Source organism: Streptomyces sp. NPDC001068 (genome assembly GCF_042897315.1).
Classification (GTDB): Bacteria; Actinomycetota; Actinomycetes; order Streptomycetales; family Streptomycetaceae; genus Streptomyces.
Genome location: NZ_JBIAYD010000006.1, coordinates 379,506 through 404,953 on the forward strand (window position 1 = coordinate 379,506; position 25,448 = coordinate 404,953).

At 72.7% G+C, this 25,448-nt stretch carries 21 protein-coding genes; 12 read left to right on the forward strand and 9 right to left on the reverse strand.

From position 1 onward, the window contains the following. Window positions 1–3 precede the first annotated feature (3 nt). The 3 genes from iolB to mmsA are packed head-to-tail and all read left to right on the forward strand — an operon-like array spanning window position 4 to window position 4,204. Window positions 4–819, forward strand: coding sequence for a 5-deoxy-glucuronate isomerase (gene iolB, locus ACFY3I_RS19340; protein WP_390861637.1), 816 nt, complete (start codon window positions 4–6; stop codon window positions 817–819). Next, on the forward strand, window positions 816–2,687 hold the full coding sequence (iolD, locus tag ACFY3I_RS19345) for a 3D-(3,5/4)-trihydroxycyclohexane-1,2-dione acylhydrolase (decyclizing) (protein WP_390861638.1): 1,872 nt from the start codon (window positions 816–818) through the stop codon (window positions 2,685–2,687). Before iolB ends, iolD begins: the two co-directional genes overlap by 4 nt. Window positions 2,688–2,701: 14 nt before the next feature. After that, a complete protein-coding gene (mmsA, locus tag ACFY3I_RS19350; protein WP_390861639.1) occupies window positions 2,702–4,204 on the forward strand; it encodes a CoA-acylating methylmalonate-semialdehyde dehydrogenase in 1,503 nt (500 codons plus the stop codon). 54 nt (window positions 4,205–4,258) lie between these two features. Here the strand turns inward: mmsA and ACFY3I_RS19355 are convergent, their stop codons facing one another. Continuing rightward, the gene (locus tag ACFY3I_RS19355; protein WP_390861640.1) at window positions 4,259–5,083 is read right to left on the reverse strand and encodes a hypothetical protein; all 825 of its coding nucleotides are present in this window, start codon (window positions 5,081–5,083) and stop codon (window positions 4,259–4,261) included. A gap of 349 nt (window positions 5,084–5,432) precedes the next feature. On the opposite strand from ACFY3I_RS19355, the gene ACFY3I_RS19360 reads away from it, so the two are divergent. The 5 genes from ACFY3I_RS19360 (at window position 5,433) to ACFY3I_RS19380 (ending at window position 14,459) form a co-directional block, all read left to right on the forward strand. Next, window positions 5,433–6,830 carry an APC family permease gene (locus ACFY3I_RS19360; RefSeq protein ID WP_390861641.1) on the forward strand — a complete coding sequence of 466 codons (1,398 nt, stop codon included), beginning with the start codon at window positions 5,433–5,435 and terminating at the stop codon, window positions 6,828–6,830. A 444-nt stretch (window positions 6,831–7,274) separates the two neighbouring features. Next, window positions 7,275–9,923, forward strand: coding sequence for a CocE/NonD family hydrolase (locus ACFY3I_RS19365; protein WP_390861642.1), 2,649 nt, complete (start codon window positions 7,275–7,277; stop codon window positions 9,921–9,923). Further along, window positions 9,920–10,774: an ABC transporter permease gene (locus tag ACFY3I_RS19370; protein ID WP_390861643.1), complete on the forward strand. Its 855-nt coding sequence runs from the start codon at window positions 9,920–9,922 to the stop codon at window positions 10,772–10,774. The genes ACFY3I_RS19365 and ACFY3I_RS19370 overlap by 4 nt, the downstream gene beginning before the upstream one ends. Before the next feature lie 161 nt (window positions 10,775–10,935). Then, window positions 10,936–12,435, forward strand: coding sequence for a VWA domain-containing protein (locus tag ACFY3I_RS19375; protein ID WP_390861644.1), 1,500 nt, complete (start codon window positions 10,936–10,938; stop codon window positions 12,433–12,435). Between the two features lie 113 nt (window positions 12,436–12,548). Continuing rightward, window positions 12,549–14,459: an AMP-dependent synthetase/ligase gene (locus tag ACFY3I_RS19380; protein WP_390861645.1), complete on the forward strand. Its 1,911-nt coding sequence runs from the start codon at window positions 12,549–12,551 to the stop codon at window positions 14,457–14,459. 70 nt (window positions 14,460–14,529) lie between these two features. Here the strand turns inward: ACFY3I_RS19380 and ACFY3I_RS19385 are convergent, their stop codons facing one another. Together ACFY3I_RS19385 and ACFY3I_RS19390 are read right to left on the reverse strand one after the other, a co-directional pair. Further along, complete coding sequence (locus tag ACFY3I_RS19385) at window positions 14,530–14,940, reverse strand: rodlin (RefSeq protein ID WP_365291978.1); 411 nt, start codon at window positions 14,938–14,940, stop codon at window positions 14,530–14,532. Between the two features lie 231 nt (window positions 14,941–15,171). Continuing rightward, window positions 15,172–15,585 carry a rodlin gene (locus tag ACFY3I_RS19390; RefSeq protein ID WP_390861646.1) on the reverse strand — a complete coding sequence of 138 codons (414 nt, stop codon included), beginning with the start codon at window positions 15,583–15,585 and terminating at the stop codon, window positions 15,172–15,174. A gap of 270 nt (window positions 15,586–15,855) precedes the next feature. On the opposite strand from ACFY3I_RS19390, the gene ACFY3I_RS19395 reads away from it, so the two are divergent. The 3 genes from ACFY3I_RS19395 (at window position 15,856) to ACFY3I_RS19405 (ending at window position 17,681) form a co-directional block, all read left to right on the forward strand. After that, window positions 15,856–16,272, forward strand: coding sequence for a rodlin (locus ACFY3I_RS19395; RefSeq protein ID WP_390861647.1), 417 nt, complete (start codon window positions 15,856–15,858; stop codon window positions 16,270–16,272). 241 nt (window positions 16,273–16,513) lie between these two features. Next, entirely contained in the window at window positions 16,514–16,741 is a 228-nt protein-coding gene (locus tag ACFY3I_RS19400) for a chaplin (RefSeq protein ID WP_390861783.1), read from the forward strand. A gap of 115 nt (window positions 16,742–16,856) precedes the next feature. Further along, the gene (locus ACFY3I_RS19405) at window positions 16,857–17,681 is read left to right on the forward strand and encodes a chaplin (protein ID WP_390861648.1); all 825 of its coding nucleotides are present in this window, start codon (window positions 16,857–16,859) and stop codon (window positions 17,679–17,681) included. Between the two features lie 66 nt (window positions 17,682–17,747). Here ACFY3I_RS19405 and ACFY3I_RS19410 read toward each other — a convergent pair whose 3' ends face one another. Beyond that, window positions 17,748–19,004 (reverse strand): FAD-dependent oxidoreductase, encoded by a 1,257-nt coding sequence (locus ACFY3I_RS19410; RefSeq protein ID WP_390861649.1) that lies wholly within the window; start codon window positions 19,002–19,004, stop codon window positions 17,748–17,750. Further along, window positions 19,004–20,365, reverse strand: a complete 1,362-nt coding sequence (locus ACFY3I_RS19415; protein WP_390861650.1) for an ATP-grasp domain-containing protein — start codon at window positions 20,363–20,365, stop codon at window positions 19,004–19,006. Before ACFY3I_RS19415 ends, ACFY3I_RS19410 begins: the two co-directional genes overlap by 1 nt. 125 nt (window positions 20,366–20,490) lie before the next feature. On the opposite strand from ACFY3I_RS19415, the gene ACFY3I_RS19420 reads away from it, so the two are divergent. Beyond that, on the forward strand, window positions 20,491–21,825 hold the full coding sequence (locus ACFY3I_RS19420) for a glycoside hydrolase family 26 protein (RefSeq protein ID WP_390861651.1): 1,335 nt from the start codon (window positions 20,491–20,493) through the stop codon (window positions 21,823–21,825). Here ACFY3I_RS19420 and ACFY3I_RS19425 read toward each other — a convergent pair. The 4 genes from ACFY3I_RS19425 to ACFY3I_RS19440 are packed head-to-tail and all read right to left on the reverse strand — an operon-like array spanning window position 21,822 to window position 25,410. Then, window positions 21,822–22,940, reverse strand: coding sequence for a GNAT family N-acetyltransferase (locus ACFY3I_RS19425; protein WP_365296917.1), 1,119 nt, complete (start codon window positions 22,938–22,940; stop codon window positions 21,822–21,824). The genes ACFY3I_RS19420 and ACFY3I_RS19425 overlap by 4 nt on opposite strands. After that, window positions 22,937–23,584 (reverse strand): lipopolysaccharide biosynthesis protein, encoded by a 648-nt coding sequence (locus ACFY3I_RS19430; RefSeq protein ID WP_390861652.1) that lies wholly within the window; start codon window positions 23,582–23,584, stop codon window positions 22,937–22,939. Before ACFY3I_RS19430 ends, ACFY3I_RS19425 begins: the two co-directional genes overlap by 4 nt. Then, complete coding sequence (locus tag ACFY3I_RS19435; RefSeq protein WP_390861653.1) at window positions 23,581–24,720, reverse strand: glycosyltransferase; 1,140 nt, start codon at window positions 24,718–24,720, stop codon at window positions 23,581–23,583. Before ACFY3I_RS19435 ends, ACFY3I_RS19430 begins: the two co-directional genes overlap by 4 nt. Further along, the gene (locus tag ACFY3I_RS19440; protein WP_390861784.1) at window positions 24,721–25,410 is read right to left on the reverse strand and encodes a polysaccharide deacetylase family protein; all 690 of its coding nucleotides are present in this window, start codon (window positions 25,408–25,410) and stop codon (window positions 24,721–24,723) included. Window positions 25,411–25,448 lie beyond the last annotated feature (38 nt).

Genomic DNA, 25,448 nt, shown 5'->3' on the forward strand with positions numbered 1-25,448 from the left:
CTGATGACGACGAACGAGCTGCACCTGAGCAAGGGTTCGACCGCGAACGCGCAGTACGTGCTCGATGTCGACCCGAAGCGGGCCGGCTGGGCGCACAGCAGCCTCCGCGTCGTCGAACTGCCGCCCGGCGGAAGTCACTTGTTCACCACCGGGGACAGCGAGTGGATCGTACTTCCGCTGCAGGGCGGTTGTACGGTGCGGACAGAGGGAACAGAGTGCCAGATCCTGGGCCGGGAGAGCGTGTTCGCCGGAGTCTCCGACTTCGCCTACGTGCCCCGGGACGCCCAGGTCCAGATCGCCTCCGGCGCGGGAGGCCGCTTCGCCCTGGCAGGAGCGAAGTGCGAGCGACGACTCCCCGCCCGCTACGGCCCCGCGCCGGAGGTCCCCGTCGAAGACCGCGGCAGCGGCACCAGCGCCCGCCGGGTGCGCAACTTCGCCTCCGCGGACTCCTTCGACTGCGACAAGCTGATCGCCGTCGAGGTGATCACCCCCGGCGGCAACTGGTCCTCGTACCCGTCGCACAAGCACGACGAGTACCGGCCCGGCGAGGAGTCGGTGCTGGAGGAGATCTACTACTTCGAGATCGACGGCCCGAACGGTTTCGGCTATCAGCGCGTATTCCCCTCCCGTGAGGGCGGTACCGACGTCCTCGCCGAGGTCCGCTCCGGCGACGCCGTGCTCGTTCCCGACGGATGGCACGGCCCGTCGATCGCGCAGCCCGGGCACGACATGTACTACCTGAACGTCATGGCGGGGCCGGGTGAGACGCGGGAGTGGCGGATCTGCTTCCACCCGGACCAGACCGAGGGGTATCGATGACGATACGGCTCACCGTCGCGCAGGCGCTCGTCCGCTTCCTCGCCGCCCAGTACACCGAACGGGACGGCGAGCGCCGCCGGCTGATCGGCGCCACCTGGGGCATCTTCGGCCACGGCAACGTGGCGGGCCTCGGCCAGGCGCTCGTCGAGTACGCGGACGAGATGCCCTTCCACCAGGGCCGCAACGAACAGGCCATGGTGCACGCGGCCGTCGGCTACGCGCGTCAGTCGAACCGTCTCGCCACGCACGCCGTGACCACGTCCATCGGCCCCGGCGCCACCAACCTGGTCACCGGCGCCGCCCTCGCCACCGTCAACCACCTCCCGGTCCTGCTGCTGCCCGGCGACGTCTTCGCCGGCCGCCCCGCGGACCCGGTCCTCCAGCAGCTCGAGGTCCCGCACGCCGCCGACGTGTCGGTCAACGACACCCTGCGGCCGGTGTCGAGGTTCTTCGACCGGATCAACCGCCCCGAACAGCTGATCCCCTCGGCCCTCGCGGCCGTCCGGGTCCTCACCGACCCCGTCGAGACCGGCGCCGTCACCCTCGCGCTCCCGCAGGACGTCCAGGCCGAGGCGTACGACTGGCCCGAGGAGTTCTTCGCACAGCGGGTGTGGACGATACGGAGGCCGGGCCCCGACCCGGCCGAACTCGCCACCGCGGTCGAGGCGATCAGGACCGCCCGCCGCCCCCTGGTCGTCGCGGGCGGCGGGGTCCACCACAGCCGCGCCGAAGCGGTCCTCGCCGAGTTCGCCGAGGCCACCCGGATACCCGTCGCGTCCACCCAGGCAGGCAAGGGCTCGCTGCGCTGGGACCACCCGCAGGACGTCGGCGGCGTCGGCCACACCGGCACCGCCACCGCCGACGAACTCGCCCGCACCGCCGACCTGGTGATCGGCGTCGGCACCCGCTACACCGACTTCACGACGGCCTCCGGCACCCTCTTCGAGAACCCGGACGTCCGTTTCCTCAACCTCAACATCGCCTCCCACGACGGCCACAAGCTCGCCGGCCTGCCCCTGGTCGCGGACGCCCGCGACGCCCTCGCGGAGCTGTGCCGGGAGCTGGACGGCCACCGCACCGCCGACTCGTACGTCACCGAGTACACCGAGGACAAGGAGCGCTGGGAGCAGCGCGTCGACGCCTGTTTCGAGGCCGGGGAGCCGGACGTCCGGCCGACCCAGCCGCAGGTCCTCGGCGCCCTGGACGCGCTCGTCGACGAGAGCGACATCCTCGTCAACGCGGCCGGTTCGCTCCCCGGCGACCTGCACCGGATGTGGCGGACCCGGTCCCGGGACCAGTACCACCTGGAGTACGGCTACTCGTGCATGGGCTACGAGATCCCGGCCGCCATCGGGGTGAAACTCGCCGCGCCCGAGCGGAACGTGTGGGCGCTGGTCGGCGACGGCACGTATCTGATGATGCCGACCGAGATCGTCACCGCCGTACAGGAGGGGATCGCCATCAAGGTGCTGCTGGTGCAGAACCACGGCTACGCCTCCATCGGCGGCCTCTCCGAGGCGGTGGGCGCCGAGCGGTTCGGCACCGCCTACCGGCTCCCCGCGGGAGACGGCACCCTCACCGGTGCCCCGCTCCCCGTCGACCTGGCCGCCAACGCGGCCAGCCTCGGCATGCGCGTCCTGCGCGCCAGGACCGTCGACGACCTGCGCTCGGCGCTCGCCGAGGCGCGGGCCGCCGACACTCCCACATGTGTCTACGTGGAGACCGAAACGGCCGACACTGTGTCGGGCCCGCCTCCCGCGCAGGCCTGGTGGGATGTACCCGTGGCCGCGACCGCGACCCGATCGTCCGCGGTCAAGGCCCGTGAGCTGTACGAACGGCACGTCTCGACCCGACGCCGCCATCTGTGAAGGAGTAACCGGTCATGACGAAGATCGTCAACCACTGGATCGGCGGCAAGACCGTCGAAGGCGCGTCGGGCACGTACGGGCCGGTCACCGACCCGGCGACCGGCGCCGTCACCACCAAGGTCGCGTTCGCCTCCGTCGACGAGGTCGACGCGGCGGTGCAGGCCGCCAAGGAGGCCTACGCGACCTGGGGCCAGTCCTCGCTGGCCAGGCGCACGGAGATCCTGTTCCGCTTCCGCGCCCTGCTGGACGCCAACCGGGACGCGATCGCCGAGCTGATCACCGCCGAGCACGGCAAGGTGCACTCGGACGCGCTCGGCGAGGTCGCCCGCGGCCTGGAGATCGTGGACCTGGCCTGCGGCATCAACGTGCAGCTCAAGGGCGAGCTGTCGACCCAGGTCGCCAGCCGGGTGGACGTCGCCTCGATCCGCCAGCCGCTGGGCGTGGTCGCGGGCATCACGCCGTTCAACTTCCCGGCGATGGTCCCGATGTGGATGTTCCCGATCGCCATCGCGACCGGCAACACCTTCGTCCTCAAGCCGTCCGAGAAGGACCCGTCCGCCTCGATCAAGATCGCCGAGCTGCTGGCCGAGGCCGGTCTGCCGGACGGCGTCTTCAACGTCGTGCACGGCGACAAGGTGGCCGTGGACCGGCTCCTGGACCACCCGGACGTCAAGGCCGTCTCCTTCGTCGGCTCGACCCCGATCGCCCGTTACATCCACACCACCGCCTCGGCCAACCACAAGCGCGTGCAGGCCCTCGGCGGCGCCAAGAACCACATGCTGGTGCTGCCCGACGCCGACCTGGACGCGGCGGCCGACGCGGCCGTCTCCGCCGCCTACGGTTCCGCGGGCGAGCGCTGCATGGCCATCTCGGCCGTGGTCGCGGTCGGCTCCGTCGGCGACGAGCTGGTGGCGAAGATCCGCGAGCGCGCCGAGAAGATCAAGATCGGCCCCGGCAGCGACCCGGCCTCCGAGATGGGCCCGCTGATCACGGCCGTCCACCGCGACAAGGTGGCCTCCTACGTCTCCGGCGCCGCCGCCGAGGGCTGCGAGGTCGTCCTGGACGGCACCGGCTACACGGTGGACGGCTTCGAGGACGGCCACTGGATCGGCATCTCGCTCCTCGACAAGGTGCCCACGTCCGCGAAGGCCTACCAGGACGAGATCTTCGGCCCGGTGCTGTGCGTACTGCGCGTGGACACCTACGAGGAGGGCGTGGCCCTCATCAACGCCTCGCCGTTCGGCAACGGCACCGCGATCTTCACCCGGGACGGCGGCGCCGCCCGCCGCTTCCAGCTGGAGATCGAGGCCGGCATGGTCGGCGTGAACGTCCCGATCCCGGTCCCCGTCGGCTACCACAGCTTCGGCGGCTGGAAGGACTCGCTCTTCGGCGACCACCACATCTACGGCAACGACGGCACGCACTTCTACACCCGCGGCAAGGTCGTCACGACCCGCTGGCCGGACCCGTCCGAGGCCCCGTCCGGCGTCGACCTGGGCTTCCCGCGCAACCACTGAGAACGACGGCGCCCCGCCTCCCGTCCAGGAGGCGGGGCACCGGTGCGTCCGGGGTCAGCCCTTCCGCTGCGACTTCACCAGCTCGGTGAGGTCACCGGTCTGGGCGGCCGGCGGAGCCTTCACCGGGGCCGTGGCGCCGAACTTCTCGAAGTCCATGGTCACGGTCATCTTGCCGATCCGCTCCTTCAGGCGGACCGGCAGGTCCTTGGCGTCGAGCCACAGGTTCATCGTCATCGAGCCGCCGCCGGTCATCGCGTTCACGGTGTCGTTGGCGAAGGCGTCCTTGAACTTCCCCATCTGCGCCTGGCTGACGACGGCCTGGTAGTGGGTCGTGCGCTTTCCGTCGACGGTCTCCGTGCCGAAGTCCTTCACGTGGTCCGCGTACTTGATGTACTTCAGCGTGGCCGCCGGGTTGCCCGCGGTGTTCCCGCTGAAGGCCTGGGCGCCCTTGTCGCCGAAGAGGGCCGACGAGTCGATCTTCATCCACTGCTTGCCCTTGAGCGGGCCGGCGGGCTGCGGGTCGACGTCGTAGTAGTAGGCGCCGTCCACGAACAGGGTGCGGATGGTCGGGCTGTGCTGGAGCGCCTCCATCTTCGTGGCCTTGGTGTCCATCAGGACGTCCATCGCCAGGCCGTCTCCCCAGGAGAAGGTGCCGTTCATGGCGATGGGGGTGCCGGTACCGAGGTCGGTGCTCATCCTGACCTTCGCGGAGCCGAGCGCGTCGGTCCGGTCGGTCGCGCGGGACAGCAGGGCCATGATCTTGTCCCCGTTGTCCACCGCCTTGGTGGCCGCCTTCACGCCCTCGGATCCGCACGCGGACACCGCGACCATCGCCGCCGCCGTGAACCCCACCCAGGCGGCGGTGTACTTCAGCTTCATGAGTCCCCACCCATTGCTGTGATTCGGTTGTGAGTTCTGCTGTCGATGACTCTAACGGGACACACTGACAGGTCCGGATACCGGACGTCCTCACGTTTTTTTGACGCCGGTGCTGCGGTTCCCGTACGGGACCAGGGCGCGGAACCGCCTACCTCGTACCGACGCATGCGCGGAAAACGGCGAGTGGATCAACGAATTCCGTAGGTTAACAACCATTGACGCAATGGTTTTCGTCGGGGTTCCATGCATCGCAACCGGGAGCGGACGAAGAGACATACGAGACGAGCCGCCGGAGGCGATAACACTCCCGGCCGGAACTTCTCGCCGCTTCAGTCGATCGGAACGCCGCATGACCGACACGCTCCGCCCTGTCGAGACCGCCCTCCCCGAGGTGTCCGACAGCCCCAAGACCCTCAAGCGCTCCATCGGCGTGGTCGGCGGCACCCTCCTGACCCTCTCGTGCGTCACTCCGGCCTCCACGCTCTTCGTGGTCGTCCCCGACCTGTTCGGATCCCTCGGCACCGCCACCGCCCTCACGATCGCCATCGGCTCCCTCCTCTGCATCGCCGTGGCGTTCTGCTACTCGGAGCTGGGCACCCTCATCCCGAGCGCGGGCGGCGAGTACGCGATGGTCTCCACGATGGCGGGGCGGCTGGCCGGCTGGCTGGTCTTCGTGCTCTCCCTCCTCGTCGTGATGATCGTGCCCCCGGTGATCGCCATGGGCACCGCCGACTACCTCGCCCCGATCGTCCACCTCGATCCCGCCATGACCGGCGCCGGCGTGATGCTCCTCGCGACCCTCGCCGGCCTCCTGGACCTGCGCGCGAACGCCTGGATCACCGGAATCTTCCTGGTCCTGGAGGTCATCGCGGCGGGCGTGGTGGCCGTCCTCGGCTTCTCCCACAGCCACCGGGGCGTCGGCAGCCTGACCTCCATGCAGGTCGCGGACTCCGGCGGTCACACCACCACCGTCACCGCGATGCTGGTCGTCTCCGGCCTCGCCATCGCCCTCTTCGTCACCCAGGGCTTCTCGACGGCGGTCTACCTCTCCGAGGAACTGGAGGACCCGCGCCGCAACGTCGCCCGTACGGTCCTCGCCACGCTCGCCATCTCCACGGTGATCATCCTCGTCCCGGTCGCCGCGATCACCATGGGCGCAACCGACCTCAAGGCCCTCACCGGCGGCGACATCAGCTCCATGGTCACCGCCTGGTCGAACTCCGCGGTCGGCACCTTCGTCAGTCTCTGCGTGGCCCTCGCGATCATCAACGCGGGCATCGTCATGGTCATCCAGAACTCCCGCGTCCTGTTCGCCTCCGCCCGCGACAAGGCCTGGCCGGCCCCGGTCAACAGCGCCCTCTCCCGCCTGGGCCGCTTCGGCTCCCCCTGGGTGGCCACCCTCGCCGTCGGCGTCCCCGGCGCCCTGCTCTGCTTCGTCAACCTGGACACCCTGTACGGCGTGACGGGCGTGTCGGTGACCGGCATGTACCTCCTGGTCGCCGTCGCCGCCCTGCTGGCCCGCCGAGGCGCCCACAAGCACACCCCGGCCTGGCGGATGCCCCTGTGGCCGGCGATGCCGATCCTCCTCATCGCCGTCCTCGCCTACATCCTCACCCAGCAGGAGGCCGTCTACCTCCTGTGGACCGGCGGCATCACGGCAGCGGCAACCCTCTACTGGGCCCTCTACCTCCGCCCCCGCAAGGACACCCACTGGGTCGTCTCGATCCCGGAGGACGTCCGGTCCTGAGACCCACCGGCCCACGGTGGGCCACGGGCGGGTCCGGCACCGCCGGGTGCAGCCATGCACCCCGGCGAGCCCGACCGACCCAAGGGGCGCGGGGAACTGCGCGCCCGACCCCCTACCGGCCCGCGGGGCACCACGGTCGTGGTGACGGACCGTTGCAAACACCGGGCAGGACAGCCCACCCAAGGGGCGCGGGGAACTGCGCGCCCGCCCCCCACCGGCCCGCGGGGCACCACCGGCGGCCCCCGCACCGGCCCCCCATCGGCCCGCCGGACACCACCGGCGGCCCCCGCACCGGCCCCCCATCGGCCCGCCGGACACCACCGGCGGCCCCCGCTCCGTACCGCGCTCGAAGTACGCCCGTACCCCCCGTACTCCTGAGGGATGGCCCGCTGTTCAGCCCACCGTCGGCATCGGATGCCGGACCGGGCCCGTACCGTTGAAGCCATGGATCTTCGACCCCCCGGCCTACGAGCCCTGCTCCGGCGGCCGCGACGGCTGGCGGCCGCCGCGGCCGCCGTCGTCGTGCTCGTCGGCGCCGGCACCTGGACGGCCGTCGCCTCCGACGCCCCGCCCCCGGTGCACCGGTCCGACCAGGTCATGGCCGTCGACGGGGTGCGGCTGGACACCTCGTACTTCACCACCGCCGGCACCGCCCGCCGCCCCGCCGTCCTCCTCGCCCACGGCTTCGGCGGCTCCAAGGCCGACATGCGCCAGGAGGCCGAGGACCTCGCCCGCCAGGGCTACGCGGTCCTCACCTGGTCCGCCCGCGGCTTCGGCAGGTCGACCGGCCGGATCGGCCTGAACGACCCGAAGGGCGAGGTCGCCGACGTCTCCCGGCTCATCGACTGGCTGGCGAAGCAGCCCCAGGTCCGGCTCGACAAGCCCGGCGACCCCCGCGTCGGCATGGCCGGCGGCTCCTACGGCGGCGCGATCTCCCTCCTGACCGCCGGTCACGACCCGCGCGTGGACGCCATCGCCCCGTCGATCACGTACTGGAACCTCGCCGACGCCCTGTTCCCGGACGGCGTGTTCAAGAAGCTGTGGGCCGGGATCTTCTTCAACACCGGCGGCGGCTGCGCCCGGTTCGAGCCGGCGCTGTGCGCGATGTACGACCGGGTCGCCGAGTCGGGCAGGCCGGACGCGGCCGCGGTCGCGCTCCTCGAGGAGCGGTCGCCGTCGGCGGTCGGCAGCCGCGTCAAGGTGCCCACCCTGCTCGTCCAGGGCCAGACCGACTCCCTCTTCACGCTCGCCCAGTCCGACGCCGCCGCGAAGGCGATCAAGGCCAACGGCGCCCCCGTCGACGTCGACTGGATCGCCGGCGGCCACGACGGCGGGGACCTGGAGACCGGCCGGATCGAGGGCCGGGTCACCTCCTGGTTCGACCGCTACCTCAAGGGCGACCGGTCCGCGGACACCGGCCCGGCCTTCCGGATCACCCGCACCGGCGGTGTGGACTCCACCGACGGCACCGCACAGCTGCGGGGCGCCACCTCGGACCGCTATCCGGGCCTGACGGGCGACCGCAGGTCCATCGCCCTGACCGGCGGCACGCAGCGCGTGGAGAACCCGGCGGGCGCCACCCCGCCCGCCGTCTCCGCGCTGCCCGGCCTCGGCACCGCGGGCGGCCTCGCCCAGCTCTCCTCCCTCGGCGTCGGCGTCTCGCTCGACTTCCCGGGCCAGTACGCGCACTTCGACTCGGCGCCGGTCGCCGACAACCTGCAGATCACCGGCTCACCCACGGCCACCGTCCACATCACCTCGACCAGCGACGACACCGTGCTCTTCGGCAAGGTGTACGACGTCGGCCCGGACGGCACCCGCAAGGTGCTGCCCTCCCAGCTCGTGGCGCCGGTCCGGGTCGCGGGCACGAGGTCCGGCAAGGACGTCACGATCACCCTCCCGGCCATCGACCACGAGGTGCAGAAGGGCCACCGCCTGAGCCTGGTCCTCGCCTCCACGGACCTCGGCTACGCCTCCCCGGCCGCCCCGGCGGTCTACACCGTCTCCCTGAAGGGCGCCCTCGGCGTGCCGACGGCCCCCCGGGTGGAGACGGCCGCCGCGGCCCTGCCCGCCTGGGTGTGGTGGCTGCCCCTGGCCGGAGCGCTCGCCGCCGCCGCCCTGCTGGTCACCGGCCGCCGCCGCACCGCCGCCCCGGCACCGGACCCCGGACTGGCCGGAGTCCCGCTGCAGATCACGGACCTGAGCAAGCGCTACGCCCGCTCCACGGACCGGTACGCGGTACGGGAGCTGTCCTTCCGCGTCGAGAAGGGCCAGGTCCTCGGCCTGCTCGGGCCGAACGGCGCGGGCAAGACCACCACCCTGCGCATGCTGATGGGCCTGATCAAGCCGGACGGCGGCGAGATCCGGGTCTTCGGCCACGCGATCCGTCCGGGCGCCCCCGTCCTGTCCCGGGTGGGTGCCTTCGTGGAGGGCGCCGGCTTCCTGCCGCACCTGACCGGCCGGGAGAACCTGGAGCTGTACTGGCAGGCCACCGGCCGCCCGGCGGCCGACTCCCACATGGAGGAGGCCCTGGAGATCGCGGGCCTCGGCGACGCCCTGGCCCGCGCGGTACGCACCTACTCGCAGGGCATGCGCCAGCGCCTGGCCATCGCCCAGGCCATGCTCGGCCTGCCGGACCTGCTCATCCTCGACGAACCCACCAACGGCCTCGACCCGCCGCAGATCCGCGAGATGCGCGAGGTGATGATCCGCTACGCGGCGGCGGGCCGTACGGTGATCGTCTCCAGCCATCTCCTCGCCGAGGTCGAGCAGTCCTGCACCCACCTCGTGGTGATGGACCGCGGCCGGCTCGTGCAGGCCGGACCGGTCGCGGAGATAGTCGGCTCCGGCGACACCCTGCTCGTCGGCACCGGTGTGCCCGTGGAGGAACCGGTGGTGGAGAAGGTGGCCGCGCTGCCCGGCGTCGCCTCGGTGACCCGTACCGACGACGGACTCCTGGTCCGCATGGAGCCCGGCGGCAGCGCACCCCGCCTGGTCGCCGACCTCGTCCGGCTCGACGTGCCGGTGGCGTCGGTGGGGCCCCACCGCCGTCTCGAAGACGCCTTCCTCACCCTGATCGGAGGTTCCGCATGAGCACGCTCACCGAGGCCGCCTCCGGCTATCAGGCGGGCCGCACCCTGCCGCTGCGGGTCGAGCTGGTCCGCCAGCTCAAGCGCCGCCGCACCCTGGTGATGGGCGCGATCCTGGCCGCGCTGCCGTTCGTGCTGCTGATCGCGTTCGCGATCGGCGGCCAGCCGGGCGCCCGGAACGGCCAGGTCACCCTGCTGGACACGGCCACCGCGTCCGGCGCCAACTTCGCCGCCGTCAACCTCTTCGTGTCGGCGGGCTTCCTGCTGGTCATCCCGGTCGCCCTGTTCTGCGGGGACACGGTGGCCTCGGAGGCCGGCTGGTCCTCCCTGCGCTACCTGCTGGCCGCGCCCGTGCCCCGGGCCCGGCTGCTCCGCTCCAAACTGGTCGTCGCCCTCGGCCTCAGCCTGGCCGCGATGATCCTGCTGCCCCTGGTCGCGCTGGCCGTCGGCACCGCCGCCTACGGCTGGGGGCCCCTGCAGATCCCGACCGGCGGCGAACTCGCCACCGGCACCGCCGCCCAGCGCCTCGCGGTCGTGGTGGCGTACATCTTCCTGTCCCAACTGGTCACCGCCGGCCTGGCGTTCTGGCTCTCCACCAGGACGGACGCGCCCCTCGGCGCGGTCGGCGGCGCGGTCGGCCTGACCATCGTCGGCAACGTCCTGGACGCGGTCACCGCGCTCGGCCACTGGCGCGACTTCCTGCCCGCGCACTGGCAGTTCGCCTGGGCGGACGCCGTACAGCCGCATCCCGAGTGGTCCGGCATGATCCAGGGCGTCGCGGTCTCGGTAACGTACGCCCTGGTGCTGTTCGCCCTGGCCTTCCGGGGTTTCGCCCGCAAGGACGTGGTCTCCTAGGTCACCGGACGATCTCCCTCCGGCCTCGAAACCCCTGGTCCGTGCCCGGTTCGAGATCCATCCGCAACGCTTTGGGCCGCACGTTCCACCCCCCTGCGCCGTCACAGTCGACACCAGGCCACAGAGCCAGGAAGCGACTCCGACCGGCACAGGGGGCACACATGACAGACCGACACCGGACCCGACGACAGCTCTCCGGGGCGCTGCTCGCCCTCACCGCCGCGAGCGCCCTGCTGCTGACGGCGTGCGCGGCGGACGAAAACGGCGGGTCGGCGACCGACTCCAGGTACGGCAACGGCGTTCCGGCCCCGGCGCCCGACCGGCCGCGCGGCGAGGACTCGGCGACCGCACCGTCCGCCGACCACCTCTCCACCTTCGCCCTGGACGTGGACACCGCCTCCTACGGCTACGCCCGCCGCACCCTCGCCGACGGCAGGCGTCCGGCGCCCTCGACCGTCCGCGCCGAGGAGTTCGTCAACAGCTTCCGCCAGGACTACCCGACCCCCGACGGCAACGGCTTCACGGTCACCGTGGACGGCGCCCGCACCAGTGATCCGGACTGGTCCCTGGTCCGGGTGGGCCTCGCCACCCGGACCGCCGACGCCACCGCCGAACGCCCGCCCGCGGCCCTGACCTTCGTCATCGACGTCTCCGGCTCCATGGACGAGGAGGACCGGCTGGACCTCGCCAAGCGGTCCCTGGACACGATGACCGACCGGCTGCGCGACGACGACTCGGTGGCGATCGTCACCTTCAGCGAACACGCCGAGAAGGTCCTGCCGATGACCCGCCTCGGCGGACATCGCGGCCTGGTCCACCGCGCCGTCGACGGCCTCGCCGCCCGCTACTCCACCAACCTCGGCGAGGGCGTGGAGACCGGCTACGCCACCGCCGTCGAGGGCCTGCGCAAGGGCGCCACCAACCGTGTCGTCCTGATCTCCGACGCCCTCGCCAACGACGGCGAGACCAGCCCCGACGCCATCCTGAAGCGCATCGCCGGCGACCGCCGCGAGTACGGCATCACGCTGTTCGGCGTGGGGGTGGGCGGCGACTACGGGGACGCGCTCATGGAACGCCTCGCCGACCGGGGCGACGGCCACACGGCGTACGTCTCCGACACCGCCGGCGCCGACCGGGTCTTCTGCGAGCAACTCCCCGAGAACATCGAGCTGGTGGCCCGTGACGCCAAGGCGCAGGTGGCCTTCGACCCGCAGACGGTCGACGACTTCCGTCTCATCGGCTACCAGGACCGCGAGGTCGCGGACGAGGATTTCCGCGACGACCGGGTGGACGGCGGCGAGGTGGGCCCCGGCCACACGGTGACGGCCCTCTACGCGGTCCGCACCAGGCCGGGCGCGGACGGCCACCTGGCCACGGCCACGGTCCGCTGGCTGGACCCCGGGACCCGCGCCCCGCACGAGAACACCGGGTCGGTGGAGACCAAGGTCCTGCACGACGACGTCTGGTCGGCCTCCCCACGCTTCCAGGTGGCGGCGGTGGCGGCCTACTTCGCGGACGCGCTGGCGAACGGGAAGTACGACATGCCGGGAGCACCGAGCCTCACGACGCTGCAATCGCGGGCAACGGCTCTGGCGAGGGCGGCCGAGGACGAGGACGTGGCCGAACTCTCCACGGCGATCGGTGAGGCAACGCGGCTGTAGGGGCACGGGAGCCGCGCGGCCGGCCACGACGCACCCGCACTCGGCACACGCCACCGCATCCCCTGCGGCGCAACCCATTGACCTCACCTTACTTGTGAGTAAGTTGGCGTCCCATGGGCGTACGCAGCGACCTCGAGCGAGCACGTCGACGCACCGACCTGGCCGCCCGCGGCCGGATCGACGTCGTCAGGGACGGGAACGGCGTCGTGAGGGAGGTGCGCCGTGAGCGTCTCGCCGCCCCGCTCGCCGGCGGATCCCTGGCCGACCTCCCGTTCACCAACGCGGCGGTGGACCCCCGCGCCACGGCGGTCCGCCGCGACGCGGGCACCGTCACCGCCGCGGAGTTCGCCGCCCAAGTGACGGCGGTGGCCAAGGGGTTGATCGCGGCCGGCCTCGAACCGGGCGGCCGGGTGGCCCTGATGTCCCGCACCCGCTACGAGTGGACGGTCCTCGACTTCGCCATCTGGTCGGCCGGCGGGGTGAGCGTCCCCGTCTACCCCACCTCCTCCGCCGAGCAGGTGGAGTGGATCGTCCGGGACTCCGGCGCCCGCCACGTCGTCACCGAGACACCGGAGAACACCGCCACCGTCACCACCGGCACCGTCGGGCACCCCCGACTCCCGCGCGTCTGGGAGCTGGACGCGAACGCGCTCGCCGAACTCGGTGCCCTCGGCGCGGACCTCCCCGACGAGGCCGTCGCCGAGCGCCGTGCCGGACTCACCCCCGGCTCGACCGCCACCATCTGCTACACCTCCGGCACCACCGGCCGCCCCAAGGGCTGCGTCCTCACCCACGCCAATCTGCACGCCGAGGCCGCCAACACCGTCGAGCTGCTGCACCCGGTCTTCCAGGAGGTCACCGGGCAGCGCGCCGCCACCCTGCTGTTCCTCCCGCTGGCCCACATCCTGGGGCGGACCCTGCAACTCGCCTGCCTGATGGGCCGGATCGAGATCGGGCACTTCCCGAGCGTCAGCCCGGACGAACTCAGGCCCGCACTACGGAAGTTCCGGCCGACCTTCCTGGTCGGCGTGCCGTACCTCTTCGAGAAGATCCACGACACCGCGCGGGCGACCGCCGAGAAGATCGGCCGGGCCGCCTCCTTCGACCGGGCGGAACGCGTCGGCACGCGGTTCGCCGAGGCCCACCTGAACAGGTTCCTCGGCACCGGCAAGGGTCCCGGCCTCGGGCTCTACGCCGCCTGGACGCTGTACGAACTGCTGGTCTACCGGCGCATCCGCGGGGAACTCGGCGGCCGGATGCGGTACGCGGTCAGCGGCGGCTCCCCGCTGGACCGGAACCTCAACCTGTTCTTCCACGGGGCCGGGATCGTCGTGTACGAGGGCTACGGGCTGACCGAGACCAGCGCGGCCGCCACGATCGTGCCGCCGCTGGCCCCCCGCCCCGGCACGGTCGGACAGCCGATCCCCGGGACGGCCGTCCGGATCGCCGACGACGGCGAGGTGCTCGTCAGGGGGCCGGTGGTCTTCGGGTCGTACTGGAACAACCCGGCCGCCACCGCCGAAGTGCTGCCCGGCGACGGCTGGTTCGCGACCGGCGACCTCGGCGCGCTGGACGCGGACGGCTATCTCACCATCACCGGGCGCAAGAAGGACCTCATCGTGACCTCCGGCGGCAAGAACGTCTCCCCGGCCGTCCTGGAGGACCGGCTGCGCAGCCGCGCGCCCGTCGGCCAGTGCCTGGTGGTCGGCGACAACCGGCCCTTCGTCGCCGCCCTGATCACCCTGGACCCCGAAGCCCTCGCCCACTGGCTGTCCGTACGGAAGCTGCCGCCGGACACCCCGCTCGCCGGGCTGGTGCGCGACGACCGGCTGCGGGCCGAGGTGCAGAAGGCGGTCGACCACGCCAACGCGGCCGTCTCCCGCGCCGAGTCGATCCGTGCCTTCGCGCTGGTCGAGGGCGAGTTCACGGAGGCCAACGGACTGCTCACCCCGTCGCTCAAGGTGAAGCGGCACGCCGTGACCGCCCGCTACGCCGAGGCGATCGAGGCGCTGTACCGGAAGTGAGCCGCGGAACACCAAAAGGCGGCGGGCCACCGGGAGAACCGGTGGCCCGCCGCCCGCGGAAACCTCTGGACTACTGGTTGCCGGTGCCGTTGGCGGACAGCGCCGAGATGTCGTCCAGGATGTGCGACAGCGGCTCGTCACCCTTGGCCTGGGTGGAGTTCTCGGCGCACTGCTGGTTCTGCGGCGCCGACAGGACCGGCACGTCCTGCAGGACGCCGACGGCGGCGGCGCCGACCAGGCCCTGGAGGTTCGCCTTGACCGGGAGACCGACGCACGGCTTGTTCAGCGTGCCCTGAACCAGCGAGAGCTGCGGGCTCTGGTCCCCGAACGTGGCCGAGTTGCCGAACTCCGACTTGGCCAGGTTGCCGCTGGCCGAGGAGGTGCCGTTGTCGTTGCCGGTGGCCAGGGCCTGCGGGGCGGCCGTCGCGGCGAAACCGGCGACGGTGGCGGCGACGGCCGCGGTTGCCCACAGCTTCTTCATGTTCGATCCCTTTCGAAAGGCGGACTCCGGGGAGGAGCTGCGTGATCGTCAACGGCCGGAACCCCGCGGGGGTTGCGTGCTGTGCCTCCATCGGAGTAGCGCAGTCCGATTAGGCGAAGAGCGCCCCGTCCGGGAGCGACGGCGCCGGAAAAGACGCAGGCCGGCGGGGCGCCGAGAAGTCGGCGGCCCGCCGGCCGGAGGCGCCCCGAAGGGGCCCGGAAGGCGCGGGGACTACTTGTTGCCGGTGCCGTTGGCGGACAGCGCCGAGATGTCGTCCAGGATGTGCGACAGCGGCTCGTCGCCCTTGGCCTGGGTGGAGTTCTCGACGCACTGCTGGTTCTGCGGCGCGGAGAGGATCGGCACGTCCTGGAGGACGCCGACGGCGCCGAGGCCGACGAGGCCCTGGGCGTTCAGCTTGGCGGGCAGGCCGATGCACGGCTTGTTGAAGGAGCCCTGGATCAGTGCCAGCTGCGGGCTCATGTTGCCGTACGTGGCGGAGTTGCCGAACGCCTGCGAGGCGCCGTTGCCACTGAACGAGGTGGTGCCGTGGTCGTTGCCGGTGGCCAGGGCCGGCGAGGCGGCGACGGCGGTGGCGCCGGCCGCGGAGGCGGCGACGGCGGCGACGGCCAGAACCTTCTTGATCACTTGCGATTCCCTTCAGGAAGAACCCCGTCCACCGGAGCCCACTGGTCAACTCCCCGCGACGCTTTTGGTTGCTCGGATTCACTCCGATGGCCCACACGCCGAAAATCCCCGAAGTCGCCGTGGGAGCCCGCGTCCGCACGGGAATTCCGGGTCCTTGGCCGGTCCGATCGGGTGACGTGCCGCGCCCCCGCCGCAACCATTCCGGGCGCGGACGGTTGATGCGGGGCAGGAACGTGCGTCTTGCGCACGGAGCCAGGAAAGGAAAGCGAAATGCTGAAGAAGGCAATGGCCGCGGCGGCGGTCGCCGCGTCCGTCGTGGGTGTGTCGGCGGCGGCAGCCCCCCAGGCGCTTGCCACCGGCAACGACCACGGCACCACCTCCGCCAGCGGCAACGGCGCCCAGGAGCAGTTCGGCAACTCGGTGACCAAGGGCAAGATGAGCCCGCAGGCCACCCTGGTGCAGGGCTCGCTCAACAAGCTGTGCGTCGGTCTGCCCGCCAAGGCGAACCTCCAGGGGATCCTCGGCCTCATCGCCGCTGTCGGCGTGGCCCAGGACGTGCCGGTCCTGTCCGCGCCGCAGAACCAGCAGTGCGCCGAGAACTCCACCCAGGCCAAGGGCGACGAGCCGGTCTCGCACGTCCTGGACGACATCTCGGCCCTGTCGGCCAACGGCGTCGCCAACCAGTGACCCCGGCCCCCTGAAATCCGCCCGGACGGCGCGTTCACGCGCTGTCCGGGCGGATTTCGCTGTGCCCGGAAATTGTCGCGGTGAAGGCGTTCGAGTGAATTACCCGATGGTGCGCGTTCCGTAGTTTCTTCGGCCGCCTATTTCTCGTTCTACAGTCCGCCGGTCATGAAGCGAGCCGTTCATGCTGTGCTCGCTCGGTTTCGGCCGTCATACGGGCATGACCGCAGAGAAGGGAAATTTCATGAAGAAGACCGCTGCTGTCGCTGCCGGTGCGATCCTGGCCCTGGCCGGTGCCGTCCCGGCCTTCGCGGACTCGGGTGCCGAGGGCGCTGCCGTCGCCTCCCCGGGCGTCGTCTCCGGCAACGTGATCGAGGTTCCGGTCCACGTCCCGGTCGAGGTCTGCGGCAACACCGTCGACGTCATCGCCCTGCTGAACCCCTCGTTCGGCAGCGCCTGCGTCAACGACTGACGACGTCGCGGCACACCAGCCGTCCGGCTGTGTCATGGCCGGCCTCGGACCGCCGATCCTTCGCATCCGCGCTCCGAGGCCGGCCTTTCCACTTATGAGCAGGAAGACCACGAGAATGCGACAGACCCTCGGCAGGGGAATGGCCGTGGCCGCCGCCGCGACCGGCATTCTGTCCCTGTACGCCAGTCCCGCGCTCGCCGACTCGGACGCGACCGCGACCGCGGGCGGTTCACCGGGTGTCGTGTCGGGAGACAACGTCCAGGCCCCGGTGGACGTGCCGGTCGACGTGTGCGGCGGCTCGGTGGACCTGGCGGCGGCGCTGAACCCGGCCTCCGGCAACTCCTGCGCCGACGAGCCGGATTCCGGCGAGCCGGCCGCCGACCGGGCGCACGAACCGTCCTACGGCGATACGGAGTGCGACCCGGGCCACGGCACCGAGACCCCACCCACGGACACCCCGCAGCCGTACGGCGAGGAATCCTCGCCTGCCTATGGCGATGAGAAGCCGTCTGCGTATGGCGATGAGAAGCCGTCGGCTTACGGTGACGAGAAGCCGCCTGCCTATGGCGATGAGAAGCCGTCGGCTTACGGTGACGAGAAGCCGCCTGCCTACGGTGACGAGAAGCCGCCTGCCTACGGGGAGGAGGCGCCGCCCTCCTGCGGCGGGAGTCCGAGTCCGACGCCGCCGTCACCGACGCCGCCCGGCCGGACGCCCCCGGCGCCGACTCCGAGTCCGACGCCGCCCGTGCCGAGCCCGACGCCTTCGTCGCCGAGCCCGACGCCCCCGCCCGGCGGTCACCACGGCCCGCCGCCCTCCCTGCCGTACACCGGCAGCGACCGCGGGACCATGGTCGCGGCCTCGTCCGCCGCCGCCGCGCTGATCGCGGCCGGGACGATGCTCTTCCGCCGGGGCCGGGCCGCCGCCTCCCGCCGCCCCTAGGGCCGGCCGTATCGGCCCACCCCGGGTGCCGGCCCCCTCCGAGGAGGAGGCCGGCACCCGCGTTCGTCAGCTCCGCACCGCGTCCGGCACCGGGTCGCGGCGGTCCGCGCCGACACCCCAGCCGGCCGGACCCGACCGCAGTCGCCGCCGGACCCCGCGCACCAGTGTGTCCGCGGTGAACGTGGCCCCGTGCACGAAGCGCATCGCCGGGCCGAAGCCCGAGGCCGTGATCAGACCGGCCAGGAACAGCCCGGGGTACGACGACTCGAAGCCCCGGTCGACCTCCGGGGCCCCGTCGGCCCCGGTCCCCAGCGTCGTCCGCAGGCCGTCGGACAGGAGCCGGAGCCGCTCGCGGGTCGCCCTGAACCCCGTGGCCGCGATGACGTGTTCGGTGGTCAGGGTGTCCGTACCGTCGCCGCGCACGGCCGTGTCCAGGCGGACCCCGCCCGGGGTCGCGCGGGCGGCCATCACCTCACGGCCGAGCAGCACCTCAACCCCGGACTCCACCCGCTCCCGCACCCACCAGGCGCCGGCCGGGCCGAGTGCCGTGGCCGCGATCCGCGCCCGGGTCGGCTCCGTCAGCCGCCGGTACAGGCCGGGTCGCTCCGAGTAGAACCAGTTGCGCCAGCCGGGGCCGAGGCCGCTGTGCGGCGCCCGCGCCGACTGCCACCAGGGGCGTTCCCAGGGCGGCGGCACCTCGTTCCAGCACAGCTCCTTCGCGCGCACCAGCACCCTCACCCTGCCGCCCTGTTCGGCGAGGAGCGCGGCGGTCTCCAGGGCCGCCTGGCCGCCGCCGACCACCGTGACGTCCCGGCCCCGGAAACGGTCGAGGTCGGCGTGGTGGCTGCTGTGCGAGACCAGGTCGGGGGAGAGGCCGCGCAGCGCGGACGGGATCTCGACGAACGGCAGAACGCCGACCGCGAGGGCGACGGTCCGTCCGCACAGCGTCTCGCCGTCCTCCGTCGTCGCGTCGAAGCCGCCGGTGCGGGGCTCGATCCGGATGACGGTGCGCTCGTCGACGGGCGGAGCGGCGTTGCGGGCGAACCAGAGCCCGTACTCGGCGAACATGTCCAGCGGGATGGGCCGGCCGTGCCGGGCCTCGACCCCGCGGCCCGCGCAGTACGCGTCCAGCCGCCAACGCGCCTCGGGGTCCGAGAGGTTGGAGGCCCAGGGCTCGGACTTGAGGAACATCCCGCGGGGCATGTGGTCGCGCCAGGACGCCATCGGGCGGCCGAAGAGGCGGACGTTCAGCCCGGCCGCCGCCGCGTGGGACGCGATGGACAGACCGTACGGGCCCGCGCCCACCACCAGCAGGTCGTACATCAGCGGCTGCTCGCTTTCTCGTCGTCGGACCGGTCGGACCGGTCGGACCGGTCGGGCGGACCGGCGCGGCCGGCGGCGCCGGACACCGTGGAGAGTTCCTCGTCGGGGACCACCGGGCGGCGCTCCCCGGCCGGTTCCCCGGCCTGGCGGACCACGACGGAGGCCGGAGCGGGGACCGGGGCCCGCCCGGGGCGCAGCCGGCCGAGGAGCCGGCCCGCCACGTGCCGGCCCCACAGCGCCCACATCGCCAGGCCCGGTCCCCGGTCGTCCGGCGCGCTCCAGGCCAGCTCGCGTCCGCGCGGGGCCGGCCGCAGCGCGCTCAGCGGCGCGTAGTTCTCCACCACGAACGCCCGCCCGGCCAGCGGCGCCCCGGCGGTCAGCGGACAGTTGGTCAGGTCCAGGTGCAGGGCGCGTACGACGTCCAGGCCCATGCCGTCGGTGAAGAGCCGGAACTGCGCGCCCGGACGCGGGTTGAAGTCGAGGAGGTGGTAGCGGCCGGTGCTGCCGCAGCGCCGGAAGTCCAGGTCGAAGATGCCCCGGAAGCCCAGTTCGCCGGTGAGCCGCTCGGCCAGTCCCTGCACCTGCGGGTTGGGCGTCCACAGTCCGACCGAGGTCAGGCCCGCCCCGCGCGGCCAGGACCGCTGCTTGCGGCCCGAACCGCCGGCGCGCACCGTCCCGGTGCTGTCGGCGTAACCGTGGAAGAACCAGTCGCGGTCCTGGCCGGGCGGCAGGAACTCCTGGAGCAGCAGCCTGCTGCCCGCCTCCTCGGCCCGCAGGAACAGCTCCCGCGCCTCCCGCGCGGAGCGCACCACCACCGTGCTGCGCAGCCCGGATCCGGCCGGCAGCAGCCAGGGCCGGCTCCACTTGGCGACCACCGGGAGTCCGAGCCGCCAGGCGGCGGCAGCGGCCTGCTCGGCGCTGTCGGGGACGAGGGTCTGCGGGTGCGGGATGCCGGCCGCCGTGCACACCTCGGCCAACTCGGCCTTGTCGGCGACCTGTTCGGAAAGCAGGGCGGGCTGCTGCGGCAGCAGGTAGGCGGGATGGAGTTCCTCGCGGTACCGGCCGACGGCGATCGCGCTCGCGTCGTCCATCGGGATCAGCACCGCCGGCCGGGCGATCCGCGCCGCCACCCGGCGCAGCACGGCCACGATCTCCGTGGCGGACGCGCCCGGCGCCGGCGGCGGATGCAGCTGCCGTACGAAACGGGACCTGCCGACCGGGCTGCCGGTGGAATCGGCGACCAGATGGACGTCCACGCCTGCTCTGCCGAGCGAGCGGACGGCCCCGAGGGTGCCGTGGTGAAAGGGATTCCGGTCGATCCGCAGCAGAACCGCGGGAACCCGGATGTCTAGCAGCGACACGGACTGTTTCCTTTGCGTCGGTTCACCCGCGCGGGCGTTCGGCACACCCGAAAGCCGCAGCCGCACTGGCGGAATTCATATTGATATGACTGAGTGTCAGTAATGTCGTGGAGAAAGGAGCAGGAATGGCTCCACAGCAGCGAAAGCAGCCGAGGTCCCGGTCGCACCGGGGGGCTGTGGTCGCGGCGGTGGCGGCGGCCGTCGTAGCCTCGGCGACCCTGGCCACCGGTCCGGGATTCGCCGCGGGTGCGGAGGTGGCGCTGGTCACCGACCCGACACCGGCTCCGACCCCCACGACCTCCGTCCCGGCGTCGGCGGCTCCGCTGCCGGCGGTGGTGAGTCCGGCGGCGGTACCGGCGAGTCCGGTGCCGGTCGCGGCCTCATCCGCCAAGGCGGCGCCGCCGGCCTTCGGGGCCTTCCTGGACTCCGGCCCGCTGGGCGTGGCCCGCATGGCCCAGCTGAGCGGCTGGCTCGGCGGCACCGAACTGAAGGTCGCGCACACGTATCTGCCCGGCGACCGCTGGGCCGACATCGAGGGCGCACCCGGATTCCTGGACGTCTGGGCGCACTGGCGGCGGGAGAAGGACGACCGGATGCTCGTCCTCAACGTGCCCATGCAGGAGCGCAACGAGGACCACATCGGGGACGCCGAGGTCCGGTCCCTGCTCGCGCGGGGCGCCGCCGGGCAGTTCGATCACCACTTCAGGGCGCTGGCCGAACGGCTGGTGAAGCTGGAGGTGCCGGACACGGTCGTGGTGCTCGGCTGGGAGATGAACGGCATCACCTACACCCATCGCTGCGGGCCCGACCCGGAAGCCTGGAAGAAGTACTGGAACCGGATCGTCACCACCATGCGCGCGGTGCCGGGCCAGAGATTCCGGTTCGACTTCACGCCGAGCCGGGGCCGCGACGCGGTGCCGTGGACGCAGTGCTACCCCGGGGACGACACGGTCGACATCGTCGGCATGGATTCCTACGACCAGCCGAGCGGCCTTTCCTTCGACGAGCAGGTGCGGGAGCCGTTCGGGCTCCAGGAACACGTCGATTTCGCGAAAGCCCACAAGAAGCCCGTCTCCTATCCGGAATGGGGCCTGTTCCGCAACGGCGACAACGCCGAGTACATGCGGCGCATGCTCGCCTGGATGGAGGAGCACAAACCGCTCTACAACACGCTGACCGACTACTGCCCGCACGGTGTCTGGCAGTGCTCGGACAACCCACTCGCGTCGCGGGTCTACCGGACGGCCCTGTCCGGCCGGACCGACACCGCGACCCCCACCCCGGCCGCCTCCGAGCCGAAGCCGACACCCACTCCGACACCCACTCCCACTCCGACTCCCACTCCCGGCACCACGCCACCGGCCGGCTGCGCGCCGATGGACCTGGGCGACTGGATCGAGTACTGGCTCGGCGGGAAACTGTGCCTCCGCCTCGACTGGTGGTCGCGCACCCGGAGCTAGTCCTGCCGGCGCTCCTTCCAACGGTGCCGCACCTCCTTGACCCGCTGCCGGGCGGCGGCGTCGCACAGCGCCGCCGTCAGCAGCGGCGCGGTGCGGCGCCGGGCCAGCAACAGCCGCTGGTTGGCGACCGGCCGGGGCCGCCAGTGGTGCTTGTACGGCTCGTTCCCGCGCAGCAGGCTCAGCGCGCCCCGGTCGCCGGCCCCGGTGTGCTGGGTACAGGCGTCGAGCAGCATCACCGCCACGTCCGCCTTGCGCTCCCGCAACCGCGGATGCGCCCCGTACAGATAGCCGCCGGCCAGGCTCGGCGACAGCAGCGTCAGATCGACGGCGACCACCTCGTCGTCGAGCCGGAACTCGGTGACCACCGCGTCCCCGGAGCGCACCATCGGCCCCACCGAGCGCACCAGGTGCTCCCGGAACCGCGACTGGAGGTGTTCCGTCGTCACCTTCCGCTCCTGCCACTGCAGCCGGTGCAGATCGAGGAGCCGGCCGAGCGCGGTGTCCACGCCCTCCGGTGCCACGACGTCCCGGCGCACCCCGAGCGAGCCGAGCTTGCGCAGCTTGGCGCGCACCCGCTGGGCCTGCTTCGCGGGCAGCCGGGCCATCAGCTCGTCCATGGGGACGGCCGGCAGCTCCAGGCACAGCGAGTCGGGCACCTTCCGGCACGGTCCGTGCCAGCGCTCGTACACCCGTTCCACCGCACCGCCCGGACGCACCTCGCGGAAGTCGATCAGCGCGGTCCGCGCCGCCACGGCGAGTTCCCGGGTGAGGGCGTCGGCGGCCCGGCCGTCGTCGCCGTCGGCGAGCAGCACGTCCGTGTAGTCCGAGATCGCCCCGCCGAGCGGTACCAGCGCGGGCAGCGGCCGGTGCGCCAGCATCAGGGGGGCCGCGCCGACCAGTTCGCCGCCGTGGCGCACCAGGACCAGGCGGAGCCGGCCCGGAACCCCGTAGGAGCGCCACCAGGAGTGCAGCCAGGCGTGGCTCTGGAACGGGGTGGCCGTACCGCACCGCCGGTACAGGCGCCCCCAGGCGGGGGCCAGTTCGGCGAAGACGCGCTCGTCGGTGACGAGTTCCGTGGTGTGCGCGGCGAGCGTCGGGTGGGCCGTCGTCGTCACAGCTGGCCGTGCACGTCGGCGGCGACCGTCGGTCCCGGCACGGAGGCCTGCGGGACGCTCTCCTCCTCGCGGCGCCGGGGCCGCACCAGCAGCGCCAGCCCGGCCAGCAGCCCGCCCGCGCTCGCGCCCACCAGACCGGTCACCTTCGTCGACGCCGAGGTGGGCGCGGCCGGCTTCAGGGCCCGGGAGAACTGCAGGAGTTCGACGTGCGTGTCGGCCTTGGTGTCGTTGGCGTGCTGGGTGAGCGAGCGGGCCACCGCGTTCGCCATGTCGGCGGCCTGCAGGGGGTGCGGCGAGGTGGCCGACACGGCGACCATCGGCGCGTCCGGCGAGGTCTCCGACTGCACGCTCCGCCGCAGCGTGTCCACCGGCACCCCGGCCCACGCCTGGGCGTCCCCGAGCACCGCGAGCTGGGTCGCGACCCGGCCGTAGGCCTGCGCGAAGCCCTGCGCGGTGGCGGTGTCGGACCGGTCCGTGGGCACCACGACGACATAGCTGGTCGCGGTGTAGTCGGCGGGCGTGAGCACGCCGTAGGCGCCGCCCAGCAGCCCGCCGGCGAGGACCCCGGCCGCCAGCAGCGACCAGGGTGGGACCCCGCGGGTGCGGGTGAACGGGCGGGCTGCCCTGATGGTGTTCTCGGTCATGGCGTGCTGACTCCCTGAGGGACGGTGGCGAGTGCGGCCGCGTAGACGTCCATGAGCTGGGCGGCGCTGCGGGTGATGCAGTAGTGACGGGCGGCCTCCGGCGCGGTGCGCGGGCCCGGCCCGGCGGCGCGGACGGCGGCCAGCGCCCCGGCGAAGGCGTCCGCGCCGCCCTCGACCCGGCGGGCGGCGGGGGCGGCCCCGGGCGGCAGGTCCTCGACGGCCGGGCACGAGCTGTAGAGGACGGGCAGCCCGGCGGCCAGCGCCTCGACCACCGCGAGCCCGAAGGCCTCCTCGGCGCAGGGCGAGGCCAGGACGTCCATGGCGGAGGCGAGGGCGGGCAGGTCGGGATCGGCGGGATCGGCGGAGAGGTACGGTCGCTCACCGGCGAACACGACCCTGGCGGCGACCCCGTACTGCTCGGCGGCCCGGCGGAGCGGCCCCTCCTGCGGCCCGCCGCCGACGAGCAGCAGCACGCAGTCGGGCGGGAGTTCGAGGAGCGCCCGGATCAGGACGTCGAACCGCTTGCCGGGCGCCAGCCGCCCGACGCCGCCCACCACGAACGCGTCCCGCGCGATCCCGAGCCGGTCCCGGGTACGCCGCCGCAGCTCCGGGTCGTGACGGAACCGCTCCAGGTCGATGCCGTTCGGGACGACCTCGATCCGGGGCCCCGGCACCCCCCAGCGGCGCAGCCGCATGGCGACGCTGGGGGAGACGGCGACCGTGGACCGGCCGAGCCGCTCGCCCGCGAGGTACAGCGCCCGGACCCCGGCGGTCAGCCTGCGCCCCTCCAGCTGGGTGTCGCCGAGCGAGTGCTCGGTGGCGACGACGGCCCGGACACCCGCGAGACGCGCGGCGATCCGCCCGTAGAGACAGGCCCGGTAGAGATGGGTGTGGACGAGGTCGTAGCGGCCCTGCCGGATGACCCGGACCAGGCGGGGGAGCGCGGCCAGGTCCCGGTTCCCGGCCATGTCCAGGTTGACCACCCGCACCCCGTCGGCGGCCAGCCCGTCGGCCACCGCACCGGGGTTGGTGAGCGTGACGACGTCACAGGAGACCGGCAGATGGCGCAGCAGCAGCCGGAGCTGCTGTTCCGCACCGCCGACCCCGAGCCCGGTGATGACATGCAGAGCCCTCATTCACAGCCCCTCGACGGGACGCCGGCGCAGCCGGTGCAGCCGGTACTTCAGGAAGAGGCGCAGGGCCCGGTCGCGCTGGCCGACGTGCACCCGGGGCAGGGTGTGGAGGCCGGTCAGCTCACCGGGGTCGATGGCGCAGCCGTAGCCGTATCCGGCGTCCCGCACGGCCTCGACGGCGCGCCGGTCGACGGTCCCGTAGGGGTAGCAGAAGCCGTCCACGGGGGCCTGGACCAGCTCCTCCAACAGGGCCCGGCTGTCGGCGGTCTCGGCCCTGAGGGTGTCCGCGTCTGCCTTCGTCAGGTCGACGTGGGTGAGCCCGTGCGAGCCGATCTCCACGCCGCCCGCCGCCGCCCGCCGGACCCCCTCGGCGGTCAGCAGCGGCTTGCGCGGCCCGAGCGAGTCCCAGCGGTTGTCGCTGCCCAGCCGCCCGGGCAGGACGAAGAGAGTGGCGCCGCAGCCCCAGCGGTCGAGCAGCGGCAGGGCGTGATCGAGGAAGTCGGCGTAGCCGTCGTCGAAGGTGAGCCCCACCAGCCGCCGCCCCTCGCCGCGGGCGCGGGCGGCGAGCAGTTCGCGGACCGACACCCCGCGCAGCCCGCGCCGGCGCAGCCAGCTCAGCTGTCCGGCCAGCCGGTCGGGACTGACGGTGACCTGGTACGGGTCGTCCGAACAGTCGCCCACGGAGTGGTACATGGCGATCCAGGGAACCGGGCCCGTCAGGTGTCTGACGC

What these genes read in the sequence shown, in the direction of transcription:
- ACFY3I_RS19375 (WP_390861644.1), top strand. Translation starts at nt 10,936, where the DNA reads ATGACAGACCGACACCGGACCCGACGACAGCTCTCCGGGGCGCTGCTC.
- ACFY3I_RS19360 (WP_390861641.1), top strand. Translation starts at nt 5,433, where the DNA reads ATGACCGACACGCTCCGCCCTGTCGAGACCGCCCTCCCCGAGGTGTCC.
- iolB (WP_390861637.1), top strand. Translation starts at nt 4, where the DNA reads ATGACGACGAACGAGCTGCACCTGAGCAAGGGTTCGACCGCGAACGCG.
- ACFY3I_RS19385 (WP_365291978.1), bottom strand. Translation starts at nt 14,940, where the DNA reads ATGAAGAAGCTGTGGGCAACCGCGGCCGTCGCCGCCACCGTCGCCGGT.
- ACFY3I_RS19440 (WP_390861784.1), bottom strand. Translation starts at nt 25,410, where the DNA reads ATGTACCACTCCGTGGGCGACTGTTCGGACGACCCGTACCAGGTCACC.
- ACFY3I_RS19410 (WP_390861649.1), bottom strand. Translation starts at nt 19,004, where the DNA reads ATGTACGACCTGCTGGTGGTGGGCGCGGGCCCGTACGGTCTGTCCATC.
- mmsA (WP_390861639.1), top strand. Translation starts at nt 2,702, where the DNA reads ATGACGAAGATCGTCAACCACTGGATCGGCGGCAAGACCGTCGAAGGC.
- ACFY3I_RS19355 (WP_390861640.1), bottom strand. Translation starts at nt 5,083, where the DNA reads ATGAAGCTGAAGTACACCGCCGCCTGGGTGGGGTTCACGGCGGCGGCG.
- iolD (WP_390861638.1), top strand. Translation starts at nt 816, where the DNA reads ATGACGATACGGCTCACCGTCGCGCAGGCGCTCGTCCGCTTCCTCGCC.
- ACFY3I_RS19430 (WP_390861652.1), bottom strand. Translation starts at nt 23,584, where the DNA reads ATGACCGAGAACACCATCAGGGCAGCCCGCCCGTTCACCCGCACCCGC.
- ACFY3I_RS19420 (WP_390861651.1), top strand. Translation starts at nt 20,491, where the DNA reads ATGGCTCCACAGCAGCGAAAGCAGCCGAGGTCCCGGTCGCACCGGGGG.
- ACFY3I_RS19365 (WP_390861642.1), top strand. Translation starts at nt 7,275, where the DNA reads ATGGATCTTCGACCCCCCGGCCTACGAGCCCTGCTCCGGCGGCCGCGA.
- ACFY3I_RS19435 (WP_390861653.1), bottom strand. Translation starts at nt 24,720, where the DNA reads ATGAGGGCTCTGCATGTCATCACCGGGCTCGGGGTCGGCGGTGCGGAA.
- ACFY3I_RS19405 (WP_390861648.1), top strand. Translation starts at nt 16,857, where the DNA reads ATGCGACAGACCCTCGGCAGGGGAATGGCCGTGGCCGCCGCCGCGACC.
- ACFY3I_RS19395 (WP_390861647.1), top strand. Translation starts at nt 15,856, where the DNA reads ATGCTGAAGAAGGCAATGGCCGCGGCGGCGGTCGCCGCGTCCGTCGTG.
- ACFY3I_RS19400 (WP_390861783.1), top strand. Translation starts at nt 16,514, where the DNA reads ATGAAGAAGACCGCTGCTGTCGCTGCCGGTGCGATCCTGGCCCTGGCC.
- ACFY3I_RS19370 (WP_390861643.1), top strand. Translation starts at nt 9,920, where the DNA reads ATGAGCACGCTCACCGAGGCCGCCTCCGGCTATCAGGCGGGCCGCACC.
- ACFY3I_RS19380 (WP_390861645.1), top strand. Translation starts at nt 12,549, where the DNA reads ATGGGCGTACGCAGCGACCTCGAGCGAGCACGTCGACGCACCGACCTG.